The organism is Pseudomonas sp. B14(2017) (assembly GCF_002113255.1).
Lineage (GTDB): Bacteria > Pseudomonadota > Gammaproteobacteria > Pseudomonadales > Pseudomonadaceae > Aquipseudomonas > Aquipseudomonas putida_Z.
Window position 1 is genome coordinate 79466 of the sequence record NZ_NEJY01000010.1, and the last position, 24189, is coordinate 103654.

The window sequence follows — 24189 nt, forward strand, 5'->3', positions numbered from 1 at the left end:
GTGACCAGCCGTTCACTTTCGACCTTTGACATCAGCGTTTCTTGTCTATATTTTTTCGTTTCTGAATAAATGATGCACTTTTAAGGTGCGTTTCCTACATCTGCCTGGGGTCAACGGGGATAGACTCCGGGCGTTGCTGTCGAGCGCCACGCGCCTCACAACAAAAAAAACGAGGTCATACATGACGACTGCTCTACGCCAACCCGCGCTGTCAAGCCAATGCCTGGCCGAGTTCCTCGGCACTGCTCTGCTCATCTTCTTCGGTACCGGCTGCGTCGCCGCGCTCAAGGTCGCGGGCGCCAGCTTCGGCCTTTGGGAAATCAGTATCATCTGGGGCGTGGGCGTCAGCATGGCGATCTACCTCACCGCCGGTGTTTCCGGCGCGCACCTGAACCCTGCGGTGAGCATCGCCCTCACCCTGTTCGCCGGTTTCGACAAGCGCAAGCTGCCCTTCTACATGCTGGCCCAGGTATGCGGCGCATTCTGTGGCGCAGCGTTGGTCTACACCTTGTACAGCAACCTGTTCTTCGATTTCGAACAAACCCACGCCATGTTGCGCGGTAGCGAAGCCAGCCTGGAACTGGCCTCGGTGTTCTCCACCTATCCGCACCCATCGCTGTCCACCGGCCAGGCGTTCCTGGTCGAAGTGATCATCACCGCCATCCTGATGGCCGTGATCATGGCCCTGACCGACGACAACAACGGCCTGCCGCGCGGCGCCATGGCTCCGCTGCTGATCGGCCTGCTGATCGCCGTGATCGGCAGCGCCATGGGCCCGTTGACCGGCTTTGCCATGAACCCGGCCCGCGATTTCGGACCAAAACTCATGACCTTCCTGGCCGGTTGGGGCGAAATCGCCTTCACTGGCGGTCGGGACATGCCTTATTTCCTGGTTCCGGTGTTCGCACCGATCCTTGGCGCCTGCCTGGGCGCCGCGACCTATCGCGGCCTGATCGCCCGCAACCTGCCAATGGCAGCCGCCGTGAACCCTGAGACAAATGACAATCGCCAGGGCGATACTCAAGTCAATTGACGCCGGCATCACGCCCAGCCCTGAACCCCTATTTTCGCAAGGCCTACGACCATGACAGACACCCAGGATAAGAACTACATCATCGCCCTGGACCAGGGCACCACCAGTTCGCGGGCCATCATTTTCGACCGCGACGCCAATGTGGTGGGTACCTCCCAGCGCGAATTCGCCCAGCACTACCCGCAGGCGGGCTGGGTCGAGCACGACCCGATGGAAATCTTCGCCACGCAGAGCGCGACCATGGTCGAGGCCCTGGCCCAGGCGGGCATCAGCCACGCTCAGGTCGCCGCACTGGGTATCACCAACCAGCGTGAAACCACCGTGGTATGGGACAAGGAAACCGGCCGCCCGGTGTACAACGCCATCGTCTGGCAGTGCCGCCGCAGCACCGAGATCTGCGCCCAGCTCAAGCGCGACGGCCATGAAGACTACATTCGCGAAACCACCGGCCTGGTCACCGACCCGTACTTCTCCGGCACCAAGCTGAAGTGGATCCTCGACAATGTCGAGGGCGCCCGTGAACGCGCCGAGCGCGGCGAACTGCTGTTCGGCACCATCGATACCTGGCTGATCTGGAAGTTCTCCGGTGGCAAGGTGCATGTCACCGATTACACCAACGCCTCGCGCACGCTGATGTTCAACATCCACAGCCTGCAGTGGGACGACAAGCTACTGGAAATCCTCGGCATCCCACGGCAGATGCTGCCCGAGGTACGCCCTTCCTCCGAGGTCTACGGCCACACCAAGAGCGGCATCGCTATTGCCGGTATCGCCGGCGACCAGCAGTCGGCACTCTTCGGCCAGATGTGCGTGGAGCCGGGCCAGGCCAAGAACACCTATGGCACCGGCTGCTTCCTGCTGATGAACACCGGCGACCAGGCGGTGAAGTCGTCCCATGGCCTGCTCACCACCATCGCCTGCGGCCCGCGAGGCGAAGTGGCCTATGCGCTGGAGGGCGCGGTGTTCAATGGTGGTTCCACCGTGCAGTGGCTGCGTGACGAACTGAAGATCGTCAACGACGCACTGGATACCGAATACTTCGCCAGCAAGGTCAAGGACAGCAACGGCGTGTACCTGGTGCCAGCCTTCACCGGTCTGGGTGCCCCGTACTGGGACCCATATGCCCGTGGTGCACTGTTCGGCCTGACCCGTGGCGTGAAGGTGGACCACATCATCCGCGCCGCTCTGGAATCGATCGCCTACCAGACCCGCGACGTGCTCGACGCCATGCAGCAGGACTGCGGCCAGCGCCTGTCCGAGTTGCGCGTGGACGGCGGTGCGGTGGCCAACAACTTCCTCATGCAGTTCCAGGCCGACATCCTCGGCACCTGCGTGGAGCGGCCGAAGATGCGCGAAACCACCGCGCTGGGTGCGGCCTACCTGGCAGGCCTGGCCTGTGGCTTCTGGAGCGGCCTGGACGAACTGCGCGACAAGGCGATCATCGAGCGCGAGTTCAGCCCGCAGCTGGATGAAACGCAGAAAGAGAAGCTGTACGCAGGCTGGAAGAAGGCAGTCGACCGTACCCGCGACTGGGAAGATCACGAGGCCTGATCCCTGGCGCGATAGCTTGCCCAAATCCTGTGGGTGCAGCGTTGATCTCGGGGTTGTCGCTGTACCTGTGGGAGCGGCCTTGTGTCGCGAAAGGGCCGCAACGCGGCCCCAGCATTGATGCGCAATAGTTGAAATTGCTGGGGCTGCTTTGCAGCCCTTTCGCGACACAAGGCCGCTCCCACAAGGGATCGCGTGAAACAGCAGCCCCGATAGTCTACTGGTCGTAGTCCGCGTCCTACGGCATCATTGCAGCATTTGTCCGGCAGCCCCAAAGGACCGCCCATGAATCTGCCCCCTCGCCAACAACAAATCCTCGAACTGGTGCGCGAACGCGGTTACGTCAGTATCGAAGAAATGGCGCAGCTGTTCGTCGTCACACCGCAAACCATCCGCCGTGATATCAACCAGCTGGCCGAGCTCAATCTGCTACGCCGCTACCACGGGGGCGCGGCCTACGATTCGAGCATCGAGAACACCGCCTACGCCATGCGCGCCGACCAGATGCGTGACGAAAAGCAACGCATCGCCGAAGCCGTGGCCCGGCAGATTCCCGACCATGCCTCGCTGTTCATCAATATCGGCACCACCACCGAATCCATCGCCCGGGCGCTGCTCAACCACAACCACCTGAAAGTCATCACCAACAACCTGCACGTGGCCGCGATCCTTGCCGCCAAGGACGATTTCGAAGTGCTGGTGGCAGGTGGCACGGTGCGCCGTGATGGCGGCGTTGTCGGCCAGGCCAGTGTCGACTTCATCAACCAGTTCAAGGTCGACTTCGCCCTGGTGGGCATCAGCGGCATCGACGAAGACGGCAGCCTGCTCGATTTCGACTATCAGGAAGTGCGGGTGTCCCAAGCGATCATTGCCAATGCCCGTCAAGTGGTCCTTGCCGCCGACTCCAGCAAGTTCGGGCGCAACGCCATGGTGCGCATGGGCTCGATCAGCCTGGTCGACTGCCTGGTGACCGACCAGGCGCCAACTCCCGCCCTCACCCAGCTGCTGAACCAGTACAAGATCCGGCTTGAGGTGGTTTGAGGGCTGACAGGCGCATGCCGCAAGGTTTGTCGCGCCTGTGAGATCGAGCGTCGTCCGCGCCGGGCTCGATCCCACAGGCGCCACACCTTTCAAACCGATCATCCAAAATTTTCGTAAATGTTCATTTCATTGTCATCTGATCAGTTTTTTCTATAAAGACTGACTGGCGACCGGCTTTCTGTTGCGCTAGTATTTTCGAAAACGAACATCAATGTTCATATTCGATGTGAACAGCCCCAGGAGGCCTTGCCCGTGTCCCAGCCCGTTTCGTCCCAGCCCCCAGTCGCCGACTGCTATGACCTCGCCGTGATCGGCGGCGGCATCAATGGCGTGGGCATCGCTGCCGACGCCGCCGGGCGTGGCCTGAAGGTATTCCTCTGCGAAAAGGACGACCTGGCCCAGCACACCTCGTCGGCCAGCAGCAAACTGATCCACGGCGGCCTGCGCTACCTGGAGCACTACGAGTTCCGCCTGGTACGTGAAGCGCTGGCCGAGCGCGAAGTGCTGCTGGCCAAAGCCCCGCACATCGTCAAGCCGATGCGCTTCGTGCTGCCGCACCGCCCGCACTTGCGCCCGGCCTGGATGATTCGCGCCGGCCTGTTCCTCTACGATCACCTCGGCAAGCGCAAGCGCCTGGGTGCTTCGCGCAGCCTGCGCTTCGGCCCGGGCTACCCGCTCAAGCCTGCAATCAGCCGTGGCTTCGAATATGCCGACTGCGCGGTGGACGATGCCCGCCTGGTAGTGCTGAATGCGATGGCCGCACGGGAAAAAGGTGCCCATATCCATACCCGTACCCGCTGCCTGCGTGCGGAGCGTGTGGATGGCCTGTGGCAGGTGGAGTTGCAGCACGCTGACGGCCGCCTGCAGACCATTCGCGCCCGTGCCCTGGTCAATGCCGCCGGCCCGTGGGTGGCCAGCTTCATCAAGGATGACCTCAAGCTCGATGCCCCCTATGGCATCCGCCTGATCCAGGGCAGCCATATCATCGTGCCGCGCATGTACGAAGGCGAACATGCCTACATCCTGCAGAACGAAGACCAGCGCATCGTCTTCTGCATCCCGTACCTGGAGCGCTTCACGCTGATCGGCACTACCGATCGCGAATACAGCGGCGACCCCGCCAAAGTCGCGATCACCGAGCAGGAAACCGATTATCTGCTCAAGGTGGTCAACGCCCATTTCAACCACCAGATCAGCCGCAGCGACATCGTGCACACCTATTCCGGCGTGCGCCCACTGTGCAACGACGAATCGGACAATCCGTCCGCGGTCACCCGCGACTACACCCTGGCGCTGTCCGCCAGTGAAGGGCAAGCGCCGTTGCTGTCGGTATTCGGTGGCAAGCTGACCACCTACCGCAAACTGGCCGAGTCGGCCATGGCCGAGCTCAAGCCGCACTTCCCACAGATGCGCGGCAGCTGGACAGCTGGCGCGCCGCTACCAGGTGGTGAGCAGATGACCACGGTGCAGGCTCTGGTCGATGCGGTGCTGGCGCGCTGTGGCTGGTTGCCGGTCGATATCGCCAGGCGCTGGGTGCTGACCTATGGCAGCCGCGTATGGAAGTTGCTGGATGGCGTGCAAGGGCCGGAAGACCTGGGCCAGGCAATTGGTGGTGGGTTGTTCGCTCGAGAGGTGGACTACCTCGCCAGCAACGAATGGGCCAGCAGCGCTGAAGACATTCTCTGGCGCCGCACCAAGCTGGGCCTGTTCACCAGCGCGGGCGAACAACAGGTGCTTGCAGACTACCTGCAACGAGAGCAGCAGGCGCGCACCCAGGCAGCGTGACCCCATGGCCTGCCCGCACCCACGGAACGGCGAGCAAGCCGTCCGTGAGTGCGCACCGGGTGCGTAACCGCTGCAGTCACAGGTTCAACCGGTCATAGGCTTCCCTGGCCAGAGTGCTGATCAAGTCACGTTCGGCAACCTGATAATCACTCATGACCGTTCTGCCGCGTTGTACGTGGGTCCATTCATCGATGCGCTGCGCGGCCAGGTCCGCCTCGATCTGTTCCAAACGCAGGTCGAAGCGCTGCCGCACCTCGTCGAAGCGACCCGGGTAACGCTGGCGCACATGCACCTCCCAGAACGGGCGCTGGGCGAGCGAGACGATCAGCTCCTCTCGGTTTTCCATTTCCAGCACACTATTCTGAACGCTGCGCAGGTCCTGCTCGGTGACTCTCGCGAATTCTTCGAAGTGCATCGTGTCCGGCACGATTGGCAGGTCAAGCGGCTGCCGCAGGCGCAGCCTGAAAAAAAGCCTCGTTTCGATATCGTCCACGATCGACGCATCCACTCTGCGCAACTGCCTGATGTGCGCAGCGGCGAACCGGTCGACGGCATCCAGGCGAGCCAGTTGCCGCCCCAGACGAACCAGCCCTCCTTCCAGTTCCGCCGGTGGAACACGGCTGCTCACCCGCTCCGCCAGCAAGCTCAACTCCAGTTGCTCCAGAATCAACAGCATCTGGTCTTCGCAGGTGCGGGGGGACGAGGCCTCGGCAAACACCCGCAACCGCAGCTGCTCATGTTGCTCGCATGCCTGAAGGATGCGCCAGATGCGTTTACGGAAATAACCGGGATGTTCATGAAAATCGTCGCTGTCGAGAAAGTCCGCAAGAAACTGGAACAGCCCTTGCGCATCGGGCTCCTGGTGTAACGACTCCCACAATGCGGCCCTGGGCGCTTTCAATGCGCCGTCTTTGCCGACCCAGGCATCGCGGACAGCGTGGTCAACAGCACGATGGCGGAACGAGCCACCACCCCTGATGCCAGCGCGGTCAACACCGGTAGCCAGATCAAGCGCGGCCTCGCCCTGGGCATCGAGCGGGTTGTCATGCAGGCTGAACGACTGCAATCGCTCGCCCAATCCGTTCAGTTCCTGTCGCAACTGGCGGATACGGTTTTCCCTCAAGTCCACATGCCCACGCAGGATCACGTCCGCGGGCGTCGTCTCCAGGCCTGCGCCGCGCAGCCGAACATCAGTAAGTTGGTGCAAGCCAGTCAGCACAGGTGCGCGCCCCAACGGGTTGTGGCTCAGGTCCAGCATCGTCAGCCGCCCCACGCTGGCCAGGCGCCGTTCACTGGCGACATTCATCACGATACGGTTGCCGGAAAGGTTCAAACGCAGCAGACGCGCCAGTCGCTCGAGCCCGACAGGCACTTGCTCGAGACGATTGCCACCGAGATCCAACTCGATCAGGTTGCCGGAACGTGACAGGAAGTCTGCACCGACTTCGCTCAGGTTCATGTTGCGCAGCACCAGCCTGCTGACGTGTCCGAAATCCAGCCCAGCGGGCAACACCGGCAGGGAGCCAAGCCGCTCTCCGTCGATTGTCAGAACATATTCGCCGGCGTGATTGGTTATTTTCCGCCGCCAGCTTCGCCGTACCTGCCGGGCCACCCTGCGTCGCCTGGCATACTCAAGTACCCCTGGAGCCTCGGCGCACCAACCATGCAATGCCTCCCGCAACCGGGAAAGCTGCTGCTGGAGCTGGCTGAAGTGTTCCCATAGCCCTGTCGAGTGTTGCATGAGCTCCGCCAGGTAGGCGTCCATCTGCTCATCGGTCAACGTCGGGAAAACCTGGTGAATACCGCTTCTGATTGCCTGCCGGCTGCTTTCGGCACGGCCACTGAGAGGGTACCCGATGCGCCCGTCGGCAAATCTGTGCACCGGGCGCAGCCCCTGCCCGACCGGCGTCAAGCCGATCAGCCGCGCGGCCCGTTCACGGTCGGCAGCGGCCAGGGTAGCCAGGGAATCACGCAGGCCCTGCTCCCCTTCGATACCGCCGAGCAGCCCTTTCTGATCGTCCTCGAGCAGGCGCAGCAGCGCTTGTGAAAGCTCCAGACTCTGGCTGGCAGCGTCAGCAAGATGGTATCCCTGCTCGCCTCTGACGATGCAACGCACGTCAGCAGCTTGCTCCGCGCCGAAAGCCATCAAGAGCCGGCCGTTTAGCTGCGCCTCACGCAGCTCCACGCGAACCGATTCCGGCCACGGGGCGGCTTCCGATACGAGCCCCAACGCCAAGGCCTCGCTGTCTGCATTGGCCGCGCGCAGCAGGCGCACGCCGGCGCAGGCCCGATCGAGACGACTGTCATGCAGTAGCCAGCGCGCACGTTCCGCCAGCGCCAGCGGTACTCGCCGACCTTGGGACAGGTTATCAAGTTGCACACCAGAAGCCTGGCCAAGCAACTCGTCCAACGCGTGCGCAGACAATGTGGGGAAGTCACGCACAAGCACGGCAGCTGCCTCGGCACTGGGCTTGGGTTGGCGCTCGGTGAAGACGCGATCAAGCGCTGCCCCCCGTAACAATGGCATCTGCTCATGCAATTGATGGAACTCGAAGGCGTCCAGCAAACGGCCCGGAGCCGGAGCATTCTCTACACGCAGCCGGCGAAGCTGCTCCAGCTTCAGGCCGGTGATCTGCAACAGCTGGTGCGCCGTGTCATCAGGCACTTCTGCCAGGCTCGCCGCCAGGCGCCGCATCAGGCGAGCAGCGCCCTGCCAACGCTGAGGCTGCTCGAGCGCATGATGCCAACCACCGCCGTTGTCCTCCACCCACGGCGCAAATGCCTCGGCGCGGTCCGGGTGACGAAGACGCGGTATCCCTTCCTGCGGATCGTCCCAGACCTGAAAGGCCGACTCTTCACTGCGCAGCAGACGGTAATCGGAAGCGTCGGCCAATTTCGCCTCGGCAGCATCCACGCCATATCCTTCGAGACTTGGCGAACACAGCCTTACCTTGCCCAGGCCATCAGATAACGGTACGAGGCCATCGACGAAGGCGACCCGCTTCAAGCCCTGGATCACTGCCGCGCCGCCCTTGGCAAGGAGCAGGCCGGCGGCGACGTTTTCCGCCACACCAAAAAGGTGGTCCAGCGCGCCCTCGCGGTCCCCGATGCGCCAGTCCTGGTAGCCCTCATAGACTTCAGAAGCCACTTGCACCGCAGCCACCGCCAGCAATGCCTCCCCAAGCACCGGCACGAACAGGCCCGCCAGGTTGAGCAGGTCCAACCCCAGCGATGCATAGGCGTTGAACCGCTCGTTGCGCGCCTGCTGGTCTTCATCGCCCGTGGGCACGGCAAGCAGGCGGGCATCGTCGTAGATCTTGCCGATCTGCAAGCGTCGCAGGTGTACGTACAACGGTTCACTGACAGCCAGGTGGCGACCATCGAGTTCGATAGCCGAACCCGCCCTCTTCACCAGGCGCTCGGTCAACAGGGTAAAGAAACGGCCTCTGTCCCGCTCACTGACAAACCGAGCGAAGAATGCACGGTAGCCCGGGCTCTGCAAACGAACGGCCAGTGCGGCGTAAAGGGCTTGCCAGGTTGCAAACCGAGCGACAGGGGTGATCGGATCGCCGGGAATCCAGGCAATGACCCCCTCGATACCATCGCCGCCTGCCTGTGCCACCTCAAGGGCCACTACACCGCGGATGCATTTCCCCAGCAGATAGAGCTGCCGCGCCGTGGTCACCTGGGGCAATGCCGGCACCACCGGGGTTTCAGCCAACAATGGCAACAGTTGCAGATAGCTGCGTTCGTCCAGCGCGCCCTTGAACAAAGCCATGTACACAGCGACCTGAAAATGCGCGCGCTGATTGTCTTCGAACAGTTTGTGTACCTCGCGCTCGGCCTGACCTGGCGCGGCGCCTTGTGGATCACTCGGCTTCAGGTAGGTATCGAGCTTGGCCTGATATCTTCCACCCACATCCAGTTGCCGGCACAGCTTCGCGAACGCCTCGAAGTTCAATGGCAGCCTGCTGCCATTCCCGTCCAGGAAATAGGCTTTTCGCAGGGAGTCAGCCTTTGTCTCGTTGACGTGATAGTTGTGCAGCGCGGCGGTCAACAAATTGCGTGTAGACCAACTGACAGGGTATGCCTTGCGTATCCCCGGCTGCACGGATGGCTGGAACTTCGATTCCTGCTGGAACACCTGCCAACGCCACGCCTGCTCATTGCTGACCCCGGCTTGCTGCAGGCCAGCGGTAAGCAGTTGCCGGGCAAACGCTTCCAGCGATGGAATCTTGTGTAGCACCTCGCCCAGGTTACGGGTGGTCTGTTCCTGTTTGCGCAAGGCCTTCAGGAAAGTGCTCCGTCGGTCGGCTGGGGCATGCGTGAGCCAATCGGGCAACTGGCGGGCAATCAGCGTATCGATCGAGTCAGGGGGGAATTCAACGGATGTCATGTGGTGTCTCCAGCGGCAATGGGCGGCCACCTCAACACCTGCGCACCGGGCATGGGCACTAGATAATGCTCATGGTTCGAACCTTGGTTTCCCGGCTGGCCGTCAACGCCCCTGGCGGCACCACAGGCAGCTCAGCGCAGCACTATCTACCGCCAAGCCAGGTTCCCAGCGTGATGCTCTGGTGGCTTTTTCAGCCCTGGAGATCACCACGTGCCGCCCATCGAAAGTATCCCGTCCGACTCCATCGACCATCTGATCGCGCAGCAGCTTCCTGACTGGTTGACCCGCGCGGATGCACAGCACCGTGAAGCCTATCGCGAGGCCTTGAGCGAACAGCAACAGGCAGCCGACAGCCTCAAACATCTGCTTGCCTCGATACCGGATATTGAACAGTTCGCCGTCCCTCTGCTCGAAGGCGTCTTGCTTGCAGAAGGGCTCGGGGAGATCGACCCTCGGTCCACCTACGTGGTCGTCAGCGAAGCGTTTCAGTTGCCCTCTGCCGCAGAAAAGCTCTACCAACCCAGCATCACCTACACCACACGTCAGAGCCTGCTAGCCGCCGCGCTACACAACTTCGAAGCACACGAAACCCAGCCCTGGTGGCTGCGCAAGGCACATCTGGTGGACGAAAAGGGCAGGCGCCTGGCGATGACGTTCGAGCGCTTTGCCAGTCTGTGCCGCACGCTGGACATCGGCGGACGATACCAAGCCCTTCTGAACCGCATCCTCAAACCCAGAGCGGGCCGAGGCCAACCAGCGGATCAGGCGCGAATCAAGGTGGAACAGCAGTTTCAGCGCGGTATTCGTTCGCGCATGCGAGCCGCGCTTCATGAAGGCAGGCTCAAGGGCCAACTGGATGAGCAGGATCTGCTGCGGTTGCTTCCCGTGCTTGCGACCCCTGCCCAGCCGGTGCATGGCAAAGGCAGCCTGATCCCGCGCCAACTGTATGTGCTGGGCAAGTGCATGGTCGGCATCATCGCGCTCGAATGGCGACCGCTGCCAGATTCCGCCCTCGATGAGATTATCGTCTGGATCCCTGATGACCCTGACCGAAGCCTGCGTTTCTACGACTCGTGGCGCGAGCTCTACGACGACCTTGCCAGGCGCCTCGAACACCGGTCGTTCCAGACCTTTCTGCGGCGTTTCGTCAAGGCGCAGGACAGGAGCGAGTTCGACCAGGCGCTCTCGCGGGCCCTGGCTGCATCGCCAAAGGAGCACACCCCGGAACTAGACGGGCGCAACCTTGCCGTGAGCGGTGATGTGTTCGCCCACGTGCAGGCGTTGCTGATCACCAGGATCTTCGACGATGCCGCCTACCTGGCCGTAGCGACCGATCAGGAAGACCGTCTAAGCAGGCACAGGCGCTTGCAGGCCATGCTCAGCGCAGGGCTGGACCTGCTGGGGCTGGTTGCATTCGTCGTACCCGTCGTAGGCGACCTGATGCTGGTGCTGAGCGCTGCGCAAATGTTGGACGAGGTCTACGAAGGCTATCAGGACTGGCAACTGGGTGATCGCCAAGGGGCCCTGGATCACCTGTTCACCGTGGCCCAGGGCCTGGTTTTAGCCGGCGCCAGCGCAGGCGCGATAAAGGCAATACGGCGGGTACCTTTTGTCGACGGGTTGGCCCCAAGGCCGCTACCTGAAGGCAAAATCAAACTGGCTCGCTCTCCTCACTACTTCCCATCCGAGGAAAACGCGTCGGTACTGCTGCAGGGGTTGCAAGGCAACCACCTGGGTGAACTTCAGGAGTCGAGCGCCAGCATGTTGCTGGATGTCACCGGTTTTTCCACGGAGCAATTACGCCAACTGTGCCAGGAACACGCCTCACCGCCGGCGCGGCTGCTCGACATCCACGAACGTATCGCATTGCATACCGACCACCCGGAGCTACGCGGCGCGGCCTTCGAAGAGCAATTGCTCGCCCGTCGCCAGGCTGTTTCCGATGAGCAGAGAACATTGATGAATGCCTTCAGGTACCTCTCACCGAGGGGTGCCCAGGAAATCATCGAGCACAGCAGCTCCTCCCAGCTGGAAAAACTCCAGGCAACCGGGCGTGTGCCGTTGGGCATGGCGGAACGTGCCCGCTGGTATGAGCGGGACAGCCGTATCGACCGGGCTTGCCTTGGCATGCGCCTGGCGGCGCTGGGTACAGCCGACAGCGAAAAACTGGCGATGGGGCTGATCGAGCGCCAAGCGCCCTGGCCGGCCGCATTGCGTGTGGAACTGCGTGAAGGTCACCAGAAAGGTCGCCTGTTGTATGCAAGCCCAGATACGCAGAACAGCCAGGTGTCGATCATCGTGCGGCAACCAGACGGCTACAGGCTGGCCAATGACGCGAATCACCTGGCCAACGGTACCTTGCTCGAAACGGTACTGCGCACCTTTGACGAGCAGCAGAAAACCAAGCTTGGAAACCGCAACTTGCAGGCCAGGCAGCTCCGTCAGCAACTCCTTGTGGCCGCGGTACAGGATCGGCAACGCACGGCGGAAATCCTCGGGCTCCCCCGGATCGGTACCAATCTGCGGCCGCCCAGGCGCTTTGCCGATGGAAGGCTTGGATACCCACTGAGCGGTGGCGGCGAAAGCAGCCGGCAAGCCATTCGCCAAGGTATCCATCAGATCTTCCCGACTCTGAGCGAACTGCAACTGGACGCTTACCTGAACGCCGTGCGTCAGCGAGGCGAAAACCTGTGGAGCCATTATCAGATGCTGCAACGCCAACTTGGCGAACTACGCGAGACGCTACGGGCCTGGCAGGCCGACTGGCAGTCGCCGGTCGACGCCATCCGTCGCCGCCGTATCGTGGACGCCCTTCGCCGCAGCTGGCGGCGCAAGCTGGTGGATGGCAACGACCAGTACGAGTTGTTCATAGACGGTGAGTCCGTACCGACACTGCCAGCGTTGCCAGCAGGCATCGAATACGGGCATGTGCGCCGGCTGACATTGCGCGACATGCATCTGGAACACATCGATGCCCAATTCCTAAGGCGTTTTCCCAACATCGTCGATCTGGACCTCAGCGGCAACCGGCTGACCCAGGTGCCCGAGGGTATCGAAAGCCTTACCCAGCTCCGACGCGTGAACCTTGGCAACAACCGGATCACCCTGGACCAGACGGCAAGCAACCGCCTGGCCCAACTGCAGCGCCTCGATACGCTGATACTGAGCTACAACCCGCTCAATGGTTTGCCTGACCTATCGGCGTTGCCGCATGTGCGTGACCTGCAGCTGCGCGCCACGGGCCAGGCAGACATCAGCCAGATTCACCAGTTGATAACGATGCGCGCCCATGTCGATCTGCGCGACAACAGGATCAGCGAGCTACAGCGGGAAATGCGCGGGCTGCGCCTGCGTCTGCAGCGTCTCAACCTGCACGACAACCCCTTGAGCGAAAGCAGTATCGAGTACCTCGACGAAGCGCGCGGCGTCACCGATGCCGGTGGCAGGGGCAGCGCCAGCTACACACATGGGGTGATCGACGAGGACACCCGCGCCAATTGGGTAGCGTCCAGGAACGAGCTGCTGCGCGCTCAACGCGAGGCAGCCTGGGACCGCCTGATCGAAGAGCCTGGTTCGGCAGGCCTGTTCCGGTTCCTGGCCGACTTCGCCCAAAGCGAGGACTTTCAGGACAATCCTCGCCATTATCGTCGGCGCGCCTGGCATATCCTGGAAGCCTGCGAAAACAACGAAGCGCTGCGCGAACAGCTGTTTCGCGAAGCCGATGGACCACGCAGCTGCGATGACCGCCTGCTGCTGATGCTCAACCAGATGGAAGTCGGCGTCATGGCCTATCAGGGCATCGAAGGCGTACCTGCTGCAATGAGAGAGACAAGCTTGCTGCACTTGGGGGAGCAGTTGCATCGTCTCGACCTGTTGGATGCCATTGCCAATCGCCATGTCCAGCGCTTGCGCCAGGCAGGGCGCAAGCCGGATGAAATCGAAGTCCGCCTGTTCTATCGCTTGCGCCTTGCAGACGCCCTCGACCTGCCAGTACCGCCCGATGAAATGCATTTCGCTTCGTACGCGCATGTGACGTCCGCAGACCTGAACGATGCGCAACTGGAAGTGCTGGGCACCTACGAGACGTTACCCATGCTGGATGCGCTCGCCGCCCGCCCCTATTGGCAGACCTACCTGCGTGAAACCTATGCGGAGCGTTTCGAGGCGATGGCCGGGCCTTACCACGATCGGATGGAAGCGCTCGAAGCGCAGGCCACGGCGGGCCAGGAAGGCGACTACGAAGAACGTGCCAGATCACTGATGCACGAATTGGCAGCAGAAGAATCAACTTTGATTCGCCGTTTGACGGCCGAGGCGTGGGCACGTTCCAGGTTGGCTGACGTGGCCCCCCCCCTTCAGCGCTGATCCACGAACGCTGCCCCGGTCAGGCTGCCTGGACCGTGGCCTGACCGGGTTGGTAGCGGCAGCGTGTAACGATATATGCGTTCGGATTTCCGAATGACCGAAAACAATTCGTTCGGAAATGCGCACGAAACTCACCGTCATACAATGGTCAAAAAAGATTGATTCCCAGCAAATTCGCGGCGTTATCATCGAACACAGGGCTTGGCACGACTCATGCTCTACACTTGGTAGCCGAATGCAATCGTTTATTTCTGTATTCGTTGAACGAAGAGTCCGCCAACGGCTCCATAAAAAAAACAAACACGTCGAGGAAAATTTGATGCGCATCGTTCGTCAATTGCTGGGCGCCGCCATCGCGGCCGCTGTGATCGCTTCGCCGGCCATGGCCGAAGAACTGACCGGCACCCTGAAGAAGATCAAGGATTCGGGCACCATCACCCTGGGCCACCGCGACTCCTCCATCCCGTTTTCCTACCTGGCCGGCAAGCCCGAGCCCGTGGGCTACTCGCATGACATCCAGATGGCTGTCGTCGACGCCCTGAAGAAGCAGCTGGGCACGGACATCAAGGTCCGCTACAACCTCGTAACCTCCCAGACCCGCATCCCGCTGGTGCAGAACGGCACCGTGGACCTCGAGTGCGGCTCCACCACCAACAACGTCGAGCGCCAGCAGCAGGTCGGCTTCTCGGTCGGCATCTTCGAAGTCGGTACCCGCCTGCTGACCAAGGTCAAGGACGGTCAGCCGGCATACAAGGACTTCCCGGACCTGGCCGGCAAGAACGTGGTGACCACCGCCGGTACCACCTCCGAGCGCATCCTCAAGGCGATGAACGCCGACAAGCAGATGAAGATGAACGTGATTTCCGCCAAGGACCACGGTGAAGCCTTCAATATGCTCGAAAGCGGCCGCGCCGTGGCCTTCATGATGGACGACGCCCTGCTCGCCGGCGAAATGGCCAAGGCTCGCAAGCCGTCGGACTGGGTCATCACCGGTACCCCGCAGTCGTACGAAATCTACGGCTGCATGGTGCGCAAGGATGACGCGGCCTTCAAGAAAGCGGTCGATGACGCCATCGTCGGCTACTTCAAGTCGGGCGAAGTCAACAAGAGCTACGACAAGTGGTTCCAGCAGCCAATCCCGCCAAAGGGCCTGAACCTGCAGTTCCCGATGAGCGACGAGCTTAAGAAACTGATCGCCGAGCCGACCGACAAGGCTGCGGACGAGAAGAAGTCCTGACTCTCAGATAGTGGCCTGGTGCTCAACAGCACCAATCAATACTGCAGGCCACTCATTAGTGTCTAACCTTTCATCCGAGGGCGCCAAGCGCTCTCGGATGCTCGAAGGTGCCCGTGAAACAATCGTCTGAGGGGAAATCCCGATGAATTACAACTGGGACTGGGGCGTGTTCTTCAAGTCCACCGGCGTGGGCAGCGAAACCTATCTGGACTGGTATGTCACCGGCCTGGGCTGGACCATCGCCATCGCCATCTCCGCCTGGATCATCGCCTTGCTGCTGGGCTCGGTCCTCGGTGTCATGCGTACCGTGCCGAACCGTGTGGTAGCAGGTATCGCCACCGCCTACGTGGAGCTGTTCCGCAACGTACCGCTGCTGGTGCAGCTGTTCATCTGGTACTTCCTGGTGCCGGACCTGCTGCCAGAAGGCCTGCAGGAATGGTTCAAGCAGGACCTCAACCCGACCACCTCGGCGCTGATCAGCGTGGTCATCTGCCTGGGCCTGTTCACCGCCGCCCGCGTGTGCGAACAGGTGCGTACCGGCATCCAGGCGCTGCCCCGTGGCCAGGAAGCCGCCGCCCGCGCCATGGGCTTCAGCCTGTCGCAGATCTACACCAACGTGCTGCTGCCGCAAGCCTACCGGATCATCATTCCGCCGCTCACCTCGGAATTCCTGAACGTGTTCAAGAACTCGTCGGTGGCGTCGCTGATCGGCCTGATGGAACTGCTGGCACAAACCAAGCAGACCGCCGAATTCTCGGCCAACCTGTTCGAGGCCTTCACCCTGGCCACGCTGATCTACTTCACCCTGAACATGGGCCTGATGCTGCTGATGCGCATGGTCGAGAAGAAAGTCTCGGTGCCCGGCCTGATTTCCGTAGGGGGCAAATAAATGGACATGGATTTCAGCGAAATCATCCCGGCCCTGCCTGCCCTGTGGGAAGGCATGGTCATGACCCTGCAGCTGATGGTCATGGGCGTGGTCGGCGGCATTGTGCTGGGGACCATCCTGGCCCTGATGCGCCTGTCGTCGAGCAAGCTGCTGTCGAACGTGGCCGGCGCCTACGTCAACTACTTCCGCTCGATCCCGCTGCTGCTGGTAATTACCTGGTTCTACCTGGCGGTACCGTTCGTGCTGCGCTGGATCACCGGCGAGGACACCCCGGTGGGTGCCTTCACCTCCTGCGTGGTGGCATTCATGATGTTCGAGGCCGCGTACTTCTGCGAAATCGTCCGCGCCGGCGTGCAGTCGATCTCCAAGGGCCAGATGGGCGCCGCCCAGGCGCTGGGCATGACCTACGGCCAGACCATGCGCCTGATCATCCTGCCCCAGGCCTTCCGCAAGATGACCCCGCTGCTGCTGCAGCAGAGCATCATCCTGTTCCAGGACACCTCGCTGGTATACACCGTGGGCCTGGTGGACTTCCTCAACTCGGCACGCTCCAACGGCGACATCATCGGGCGCTCCCATGAGTTCCTGATCTTCGCCGGTGTCGTGTACTTCCTCATCAGCTTCTCCGCTTCGTGGCTGGTCAAGCGCCTGCAAAAAAGGATCACCGTATGATTTCCATCAAGAACGTCAACAAGTGGTACGGGGACTTCCAGGTACTGACCGACTGCAGCACCGAGGTCAAGAAGGGTGAAGTGGTGGTGGTATGCGGCCCGTCGGGCTCGGGCAAGTCCACCCTGATCAAGTGCGTCAACGCCCTGGAGCCGTTCCAGAAAGGTGACATCGTGGTCGACGGCACCTCGATCGCCGACCCCAAGACCAACCTGCCCAAGCTGCGTTCGCGCGTCGGCATGGTGTTCCAGCACTTCGAGCTGTTCCCGCACCTGTCCATCACCGAGAACCTGACCATTGCCCAGCGCAAGGTGCTTGGCCGCAGCGAAGCGGAGGCGACCAAGAAGGGCCTGGCCCTGCTCGACCGTGTCGGCCTCGGTGCCCACGCCAAGAAGCACCCCGGCCAGCTGTCCGGCGGCCAGCAGCAGCGCGTGGCGATCGCCCGCGCCCTGTCGATGGACCCGATCGTCATGCTGTTCGACGAACCGACCTCGGCGCTGGACCCGGAAATGGTCAACGAAGTACTGGACGTGATGGTCGAACTGGCCCACGAAGGCATGACCATGATGTGCGTGACCCACGAAATGGGCTTCGCCCGCAAGGTGGCCAACCGCGTGATCTTCATGGACAAGGGCAACATCATCGAGGATTGCCAGAAGGAAGACTTCTTCGGCAACCCGAGCGCCCGCCACGAGCGTACCCAGCACTTCCTCAGCAAGATCCTGCAACACTGATTTTGCTTCAATGAAGCGGTCGGCGCCGCTGCCCTTTCGGGCAGCAGGCGCTGGTCGTGACAAGGCCACTGTGATGAAATGCGATCCTTCGCTTCTTCTCCCTGCCAAGCCTGCCGTGAAATCCCGCCTGCTCCGCCAATTGCTGTTGCCGCCACTGATCATCCTGCTGATGGTCGGCCTGGGAATGGCTGGCTACCTGATCAGCGAGAGCAACGGTATCCGCACCCTCAGCGAAAACGGCGAGCGCCAGCTGGAGCTGCACGCGCGCACGGTCGAGAGCGAAATCAGCAAGTACACCTACCTGCCGAGCCTGCTGGAACTGGAAGACAGCGTCTCGCACCTGCTCACCGACCCTGATGGCGGCTCGCGGCAGATCGTCAACGAATACCTCGAAGGCCTGAACCGGCGCAGCCGCAGCCGGGCCATCTTCGTCCTCGACACCAATGGCCGGGTCCAGGCCACCAGCAACTGGCGCGATGCCGACTCGTTCCTCGGCGAAGACCTTTCATTCCGTGCCTACTTCCAGACCGCCGTGCGCGGCGAACCCGGGCGTTTCTACGGGATCGGCAGCACCACCGGCGAGGCCGGCTATTACCTGGCCCACGGCCTGGAGGAGCACGGCAAGATCATTGGCGTGGCGGTGATCAAAGTGCGCTTGGACACCCTCGAGGAGCGCTGGCAGCGTGCCCGCCTGGAAGCGTTCGTCAGCGACGAGAACGGCATCATCATCCTCTCCAGCGACCCGGCCCGGCGCCTGAAGTCGGTACGCCCGCTGACCCCGCAGATCAAGGAGCGCCTGGCCCGTAGCCTGCAATACTACTGGTGGCCGCTGAACGAGCTGCAGCCCCTGGCCCGTGAAACCCTGGCCGACGGTGTGGAAAAGCTGACCTTCCCGGCCAACAGCGAAACCGCACAGGGCAAGGCCCGCGAAATGGCCTACCTGGCCCAGACCCGGCGCCTGGTCGACACGCCCTGGCATTTCACCCTGCTGACCCCGCTGCAGGACCTGCGCCGCGAATCCATGGTACAGGGCATCCTGGTGGGCGTGGCCTTCGCCTTGTTGGCGATCCTCGGCATCGCCTGGAACGAACGGCGCAAGGTCATCGCCACCCGCCTGGCAGCCCGCGAGGCCCTGCAGGAAGCCAACAGCCAGCTGGAGCGACGGATTACCGAACGCACGGCCGACCTGCGTGCCAGCAACGAACGCCTCAAGGGCCAGATTCGCGAGCGCCGGCATGCCGAGCAGACCTTGCGGCACGCCCAGGATGAGCTGGTACAGGCCGGCAAGCTGGCCGCCATCGGGCAGATGTCCACCAGCATTGCCCACGAACTGAACCAGCCACTGGCCGCGCTGCGCACGCTGTCCGGCAACACCGTGCGCTTCCTCGAGCGCGGGGCACTGGAAACCGCCAGCACCAACTTGCGCACCATGAACGACCTGATCGACCGCATGGGCCGCATCACCGCCAGCCTACGCTCGTTCGCCCGACGCAGTGACGACAGCGGCCAGGCCTCGCTGGCCAAGGCGGTGGACGCTACCCTGCAGGTGCTGGCCAACCGCATCAGCGCCTGTCACCTGCAGCTGCACAATCAGTTCGAGGACCAGCAGCTGGCCATCGACCAGACCCGCCTGGAGCAGATCCTGGTCAACCTGATCGGCAACGCCCTGGATGCCATGGCCGCCCAGCCGCTGCCGCAACTGTGGCTGGAAGGCGAGCTGCAGGGCGACAAGTACCGTTTGCAGGTGCGCGACAATGGCCACGGCATCGACGCCGAGGCGCGCAAGCACCTGTTCGAACCTTTCTTCACCACCAAACCGGGCGAACACGGCCTGGGCCTGGGCCTGACCCTGTCGGCGAGCCTTGCCGCCGCCGCCAAGGGCAGCCTCAACGTCGAGCACCCCGCCAGCGGCGGCACGGCCTTCGTCCTGGCCCTGCCTCTGGTCTCACCCCCTAGCGAATCGGCAGAGCACCCATGAACCAAGCGCCTCTTACCGTCCTGATCGTCGAAGACGACCCGCATGTGCTGCTCGGCTGCCAACAGGCGCTGGCCCTGGAAGACATCGCCTGCGAAGGCGTGGGCAGCGCCGAGCAGGCGCTGGAGCGCATCGGCGACGACTTCGCCGGCATCGTCGTCAGCGATATCCGCCTGCCGGGCATCGATGGCCTGGAGCTGCTCAACCGCCTCAAGGCCCGCGACCGCAGCCTGCCGGTGGTACTGATCACCGGCCACGGCGATATCGACATGGCGGTCGGCGCCATGCGCAATGGCGCCTACGACTTCATGGAAAAACCCTTCTCCCCGGAGCGCCTGGTCGACGTGGTGCGCCGCGCCCTTGAGCAGCGCGGGCTGTCGCGCGAAGTGGTGGCCCTGCGCCGCCAGCTGGCCGAACAAAGCAGCCTGGAGGGGCGCATCATTGGCCGCTCGCCGGCCATGGAGCACCTGCGCGAACTGATCGCCAACGTCGCCGATACCTCGGCCAACGTGCTGATCGAAGGCGAAACCGGTACCGGCAAGGAACTGGTCGCCCGCTGCCTGCACGACTTCAGCCGCCGCCAGGGCCAGCCGTTCGTGGCACTGAACTGTGGCGGCCTGCCGGAAAACCTGTTCGAAAGCGAGATTTTCGGCCACGAAGCCAACGCCTTCACCGGTGCCGGCAAACGCCGCATCGGCAAGATCGAACACGCCAACGGCGGCACGCTGTTCCTCGACGAAGTGGAGAGCATGCCGATCAACCTGCAGATCAAGCTGTTGCGCGTGCTGCAGGAGCGCACCCTGGAGCGGCTGGGCTCGAACCAGAGCATTCCAGTGGACTGCCGGGTGATCGCGGCCACCAAGTCCGACCTGGATGCCATGGGCCAGAGCGGCCAGTTCCGCAGCGACCTGTATTACCGGCTGAACGTGGTGACCCTGGAGCTGCCGCCGCTGCGCGAGCGCCGCGAAGACATCCTGCAGCTGTTCGAACACTTCCTGCAGCAGTCGGCCCTGCGCTTCGACCGCGAAACGCCTGCGCTGGACAGCCAGACCTTGTCGCGCCTGATGGCCCACGACTGGCCGGGCAACGTGCGTGAACTGCGCAACGTCGCCGAACGCTATGCCCTCGGCCTGCCAGCGTTCAAGAAAGGCCCCAGCGGTGGTGCCAGCCAAGGTTTGGGCTTTGCCGAAGCGGTGGAAGCGTTCGAGCGCAACCTGCTCGGCGATGCCCTGCAACGTACCGGCGGCAACCTGAGCCAGGCCAGCCAGGAGCTGGGCATGGCCAAGACCACGCTGTTCGACAAAGTGAAGAAATACGGCCTCGGCTGACTTCAACCCCAACCTGGAAAGACAACGTGGACCTGGTATTCAAAGCTGCCCTGGGCGCTGGCGTGGTGGTGCTGCTGGCGGTGCTGTCGAAGACGCGCAATTACTACATCGCCGGGCTGGTGCCGCTGTTCCCCACCTTCGCCCTGATTGCCCACTACATCGTCGGCAAAGGGCGCAGCATTGCCGACCTGAAGACCACCATCCTGTTCGGCATGTGGTCGATCATTCCGTACTTCGTGTATCTGGCGACCTTGTATGTACTGGTCGACCGCATGCGCCTGGAGGCATCGCTGGCATTGGCCACGGTGGCCTGGCTGATGGCCGCGACCGTGTTGGTGACCTTGTGGGTGCGGATGCACTGAGTTGCATCGGCGTAGACTTCTTCGCGGGCACGCCCGCTCCCACAGGTATTGCACATGATTGAAAGCGGGTGCATTCCCTGTGGGAGCGGGCGTGCCCGCGAAGAGGCCAACGCCGATTCAGAGCCCTGCGATATGCGTGACATCCTGCCGATGTGCCTGCAGGTAAGGCAACACCGCCCCCAGCAACGGCGCCTTGAACGGCTCCTGGAAGCGGTGCGCCAACCCCGGTATCAAGCGCAGCTGGCTGCCCTGGATATGCGCCGCCAGGTGCACGCCATGCATCACCGGCAGCAACGGGTCGGCCGTGCCATGCACCACCAGGGTCGGCACCCGCAACTGGTTCAGCAACTCGACCCTGCTCGGCTCGGCCAGTATCGCCATGATCTGGCGCTTGGCCCCCTCCGGGTTGAACGCCCGGTCATAGGCCACCGCCGCCTGCTGCAGCAAGGCCGCACGGTCGTCACGCACCTCGGGGCTACCCAGCGCCGCCAGCAGGTCGGCCTGCTGTTCGATGGCCACTTCGCGGTTCGGCGCGCTGCGCCGGGCCAGCAACTGCACCAGCGCCGGATCCGGCGCCGGCAACCCCGCTGCCCCTGAACTGGACATGACCAGCGTCAGGCTGCGCACGCGCTCGGGCGCCATGGCGGCCAGGTGCTGGGCAATCATGCCGCCCATGCTCACCCCCAGCACATGAAACTGGCGCACGCCCAACGCATCCATCAGGCGCAGGCCATCGTCCGCCATGTCGGTCAGCGTATAGGGCGCAGCCACCGGCAAGCCCAGCTTGTAGCGCAGCAGTTCGACCGCGAGGTTGGCCGACGGTGGCAGCTGGCTCCAGCGTGACAGGCCGACATCGCGGTTGTCATAGCGAATCACCCGAAAGCCCTGGCGGCACAACGCTTCGACCACGTCGTCCGGCCAGTGGATCAGCTGCCCGCCAAGGCCCATCACCAGCAGCAAGGCCGGGTCGCGTGGCGCACCGACGCTCTGATACACCAGGCTGACCGCGCCCAGTTCGGCACGCTGCACCGGCACGTGGGCGTCACAACGCTGTTCAGCGAAACTCGCAGGTACGCCGAATACAAAGAAAAGAAAAAGCCAAAAAGCCCGCATGAAAGAAACACCAGAATGCAAATCCCCAGTAGAGCGCGAGTCTGATGAATTCTGTTCGGGCGCGCTGCCACAGTTCAGTGACAGTTTGATGACTCCCGCCAGGCGGTGCGGCGGTACGCCCAGTCGACAGGCGCGGCAACATGAGGGAAACTCAACTCATTCCCTGTTTCCTCAAGTCCACACACCGGAGTCAGCTGTGCTGGAGATCCGTCACCTGAAAACCCTTCATGCCCTGCGCGAGGCCGACAGCCTGGTGGAGGCCGCCGAGCGCCTGCACCTGACCCAGTCGGCGCTGTCGCACCAGTTCAAGGAGCTGGAAGAGCGCCTGGGCCTGCCGCTGTTCGTGCGCAAGACCAAGCCGATCCGCTTCACCAGCGCCGGGTTGCGCCTGCTGCAACTGGCCGATGCCACCCTGCCGCTGCTGCGCGGCGCCGAACGTGACATCGCGCGCCTGGCCGGTGGCACCGCCGGGCGCCTGCACATGGCCATCGAATGCCACAGCTGCTTCCAGTGGCTGATGCCGACCATCGACCAGTTCCGTGACGCCTGGCCGGAGGTGGAGCTGGACCTGGCCTCCGGCTTTGCCTTCGCCCCACTGCCGGCCCTGGCCCGCGGTGACCTCGACCTGGTGGTGACCTCCGACCCGCTGGACCTGGCGGGCATCACCTACGTGCCGCTGTTCACCTACGAGGCGATGCTGGCGGTGGCCAACCAGCATCCGTTGGCCAGCAAGCCCTACATCGTGCCGCAGGACCTGCTTGACCAGACCCTGATCACCTACCCGGTGGAGCGCGACCGCCTGGACATCTTCACCCGCTTCCTGGAGCCGGCCGACATCGAGCCCGCCGCCGTGCGCACCTCGGAGCTGACGGTGATGATGATGCAACTGGTGGCCAGCGGCCGTGGCGTGTGCGGCATGCCGCACTGGGCGCTGCACGAGTACAGTTCGCGCGGGTATGTGAAGGGCAAGCGCCTGGGTGAAAAAGGCCTGTTCGCCACGCTTTATGCCGCCGTGCGCACCGACATGCTCGATGCGCCATACATGCGCGACTTCCTGCTGACGGCGAAGGACACCTCGTTCGCCACCCTCGATGGTGTCAGCGCGGTGCGCTGACGGCCTGGCGGTATAGCGGCAGGATCAGGTCGCGGGTCAGGGGTGCCAGCTGCATGGCGGGTGCCTGGTCAGCGGCCAGCCACACCACCTCCTCGATCTCCGCGGCCGGCAGCACGGCTGCGGCGCTGTCGACGCGGAACAGTTCGGCCTGTACCTCGAAGCCCGGCTCGTTGGCGGCCGGGGCGCTGAACTGGCCCAGGTGCACGGCCTGGGCCGGGTCGATGTGCAGGCCCAGTTCCTCATGCAGCTCGCGCACCAGCGCCTGCACCGGGGTTTCGCCAGCATCGATCTTGCCACCGGGCTGCATGAAGGCCTGGGTGCCGCGTTTGCGTACCAGCAGGGTGCGGCCTTGGGGGTCGATCAGCAGGGCGGCGGCGATGCGGATGGTGTTGGGCATGGGTGGGCTCACCTGAAACAATGGCCGGGGAGGATCCCATGGGGTTCCTGGCCTGACAAGGCCAGTGTTTCCTGTGCCGGCCTCTTCGCGGGTGAACCCGCTCCCACAAGTGCACCACAAGGCCAGAGAGCGGCGCAGTACCTGTGGGAGCGGGTTTACCCGCGAAGAGGCCGGCACAGGTCATAGCAGATCTGGCAGACGAA

Annotated in this window: 16 protein-coding genes; 13 read left to right on the plus strand and 3 right to left on the minus strand. The window is 63.0% G+C overall.

Features of this window, described 5'->3' with window-relative positions; translation table 11 throughout:
• Positions 1–181: 181 nt before the first annotated feature.
• From CAG34_RS12285 to glpD, 4 genes are all read left to right on the plus strand, one after another.
• Positions 182–1033 (plus strand): MIP/aquaporin family protein, encoded by an 852-nt coding sequence (locus CAG34_RS12285; RefSeq protein ID WP_075046148.1) that lies wholly within the window; start codon positions 182–184, stop codon positions 1031–1033.
• A 51-nt stretch (positions 1034–1084) separates the two neighbouring features.
• On the plus strand, positions 1085–2584 hold the full coding sequence (gene glpK, locus CAG34_RS12290; protein ID WP_015271569.1) for a glycerol kinase GlpK: 1500 nt from the start codon (positions 1085–1087) through the stop codon (positions 2582–2584).
• A 282-nt stretch (positions 2585–2866) separates the two neighbouring features.
• Positions 2867–3622 carry a DNA-binding transcriptional repressor GlpR gene (gene glpR, locus CAG34_RS12295; protein WP_025340394.1) on the plus strand — a complete coding sequence of 252 codons (756 nt, stop codon included), beginning with the start codon at positions 2867–2869 and terminating at the stop codon, positions 3620–3622.
• A 252-nt stretch (positions 3623–3874) separates the two neighbouring features.
• Entirely contained in the window at positions 3875–5407 is a 1533-nt protein-coding gene (gene glpD, locus CAG34_RS12300; protein WP_085590238.1) for a glycerol-3-phosphate dehydrogenase, read from the plus strand.
• A gap of 76 nt (positions 5408–5483) precedes the next feature.
• Here the strand turns inward: glpD and CAG34_RS12305 are convergent, their stop codons facing one another.
• Positions 5484–9803 (minus strand): NEL-type E3 ubiquitin ligase domain-containing protein, encoded by a 4320-nt coding sequence (locus CAG34_RS12305; RefSeq protein WP_085590241.1) that lies wholly within the window; start codon positions 9801–9803, stop codon positions 5484–5486.
• 210 nt (positions 9804–10013) lie between these two features.
• On the opposite strand from CAG34_RS12305, the gene CAG34_RS12310 reads away from it, so the two are divergent.
• From CAG34_RS12310 to CAG34_RS12345, 8 genes are all read left to right on the plus strand, one after another.
• Positions 10014–14168 (plus strand): NEL-type E3 ubiquitin ligase domain-containing protein, encoded by a 4155-nt coding sequence (locus CAG34_RS12310; RefSeq protein ID WP_085590243.1) that lies wholly within the window; start codon positions 10014–10016, stop codon positions 14166–14168.
• A 319-nt stretch (positions 14169–14487) separates the two neighbouring features.
• Complete coding sequence (locus CAG34_RS12315) at positions 14488–15405, plus strand: glutamate/aspartate ABC transporter substrate-binding protein (protein ID WP_013973968.1); 918 nt, start codon at positions 14488–14490, stop codon at positions 15403–15405.
• 142 nt (positions 15406–15547) lie between these two features.
• Positions 15548–16294 carry an amino acid ABC transporter permease gene (locus CAG34_RS12320; RefSeq protein WP_025340399.1) on the plus strand — a complete coding sequence of 249 codons (747 nt, stop codon included), beginning with the start codon at positions 15548–15550 and terminating at the stop codon, positions 16292–16294.
• Entirely contained in the window at positions 16295–16966 is a 672-nt protein-coding gene (locus tag CAG34_RS12325) for an amino acid ABC transporter permease (RefSeq protein ID WP_075046155.1), read from the plus strand.
• Positions 16963–17697 carry an amino acid ABC transporter ATP-binding protein gene (locus CAG34_RS12330; protein ID WP_003258023.1) on the plus strand — a complete coding sequence of 245 codons (735 nt, stop codon included), beginning with the start codon at positions 16963–16965 and terminating at the stop codon, positions 17695–17697. Before CAG34_RS12325 ends, CAG34_RS12330 begins: the two co-directional genes overlap by 4 nt.
• 73 nt (positions 17698–17770) lie before the next feature.
• Positions 17771–19675, plus strand: a complete 1905-nt coding sequence (locus tag CAG34_RS12335; protein ID WP_025340401.1) for an ATP-binding protein — start codon at positions 17771–17773, stop codon at positions 19673–19675.
• A complete protein-coding gene (locus CAG34_RS12340) occupies positions 19672–21000 on the plus strand; it encodes a sigma-54 dependent transcriptional regulator (RefSeq protein WP_046614764.1) in 1329 nt (442 codons plus the stop codon). The genes CAG34_RS12335 and CAG34_RS12340 overlap by 4 nt, the downstream gene beginning before the upstream one ends.
• Before the next feature lie 26 nt (positions 21001–21026).
• A complete protein-coding gene (locus CAG34_RS12345) occupies positions 21027–21362 on the plus strand; it encodes a GlpM family protein (RefSeq protein ID WP_013973973.1) in 336 nt (111 codons plus the stop codon).
• A gap of 117 nt (positions 21363–21479) precedes the next feature.
• On the opposite strand, the gene CAG34_RS12350 is transcribed toward CAG34_RS12345, so the two are convergent.
• Positions 21480–22475: an alpha/beta fold hydrolase gene (locus tag CAG34_RS12350; protein WP_085590245.1), complete on the minus strand. Its 996-nt coding sequence runs from the start codon at positions 22473–22475 to the stop codon at positions 21480–21482.
• Positions 22476–22671: 196 nt separating this feature from the next.
• Here CAG34_RS12350 and metR point away from each other — a divergent pair, with 196 nt between their 5' ends.
• Positions 22672–23589 carry a transcriptional regulator MetR gene (gene metR / locus CAG34_RS12355; protein ID WP_003258025.1) on the plus strand — a complete coding sequence of 306 codons (918 nt, stop codon included), beginning with the start codon at positions 22672–22674 and terminating at the stop codon, positions 23587–23589.
• Here the strand turns inward: metR and CAG34_RS12360 are convergent.
• A complete protein-coding gene (locus CAG34_RS12360) occupies positions 23573–23986 on the minus strand; it encodes an NUDIX domain-containing protein (protein WP_003258026.1) in 414 nt (137 codons plus the stop codon). The two genes, metR and CAG34_RS12360, sit on opposite strands and share 17 nt — an antisense overlap.
• Positions 23987–24189: the final 203 nt, after the last annotated feature.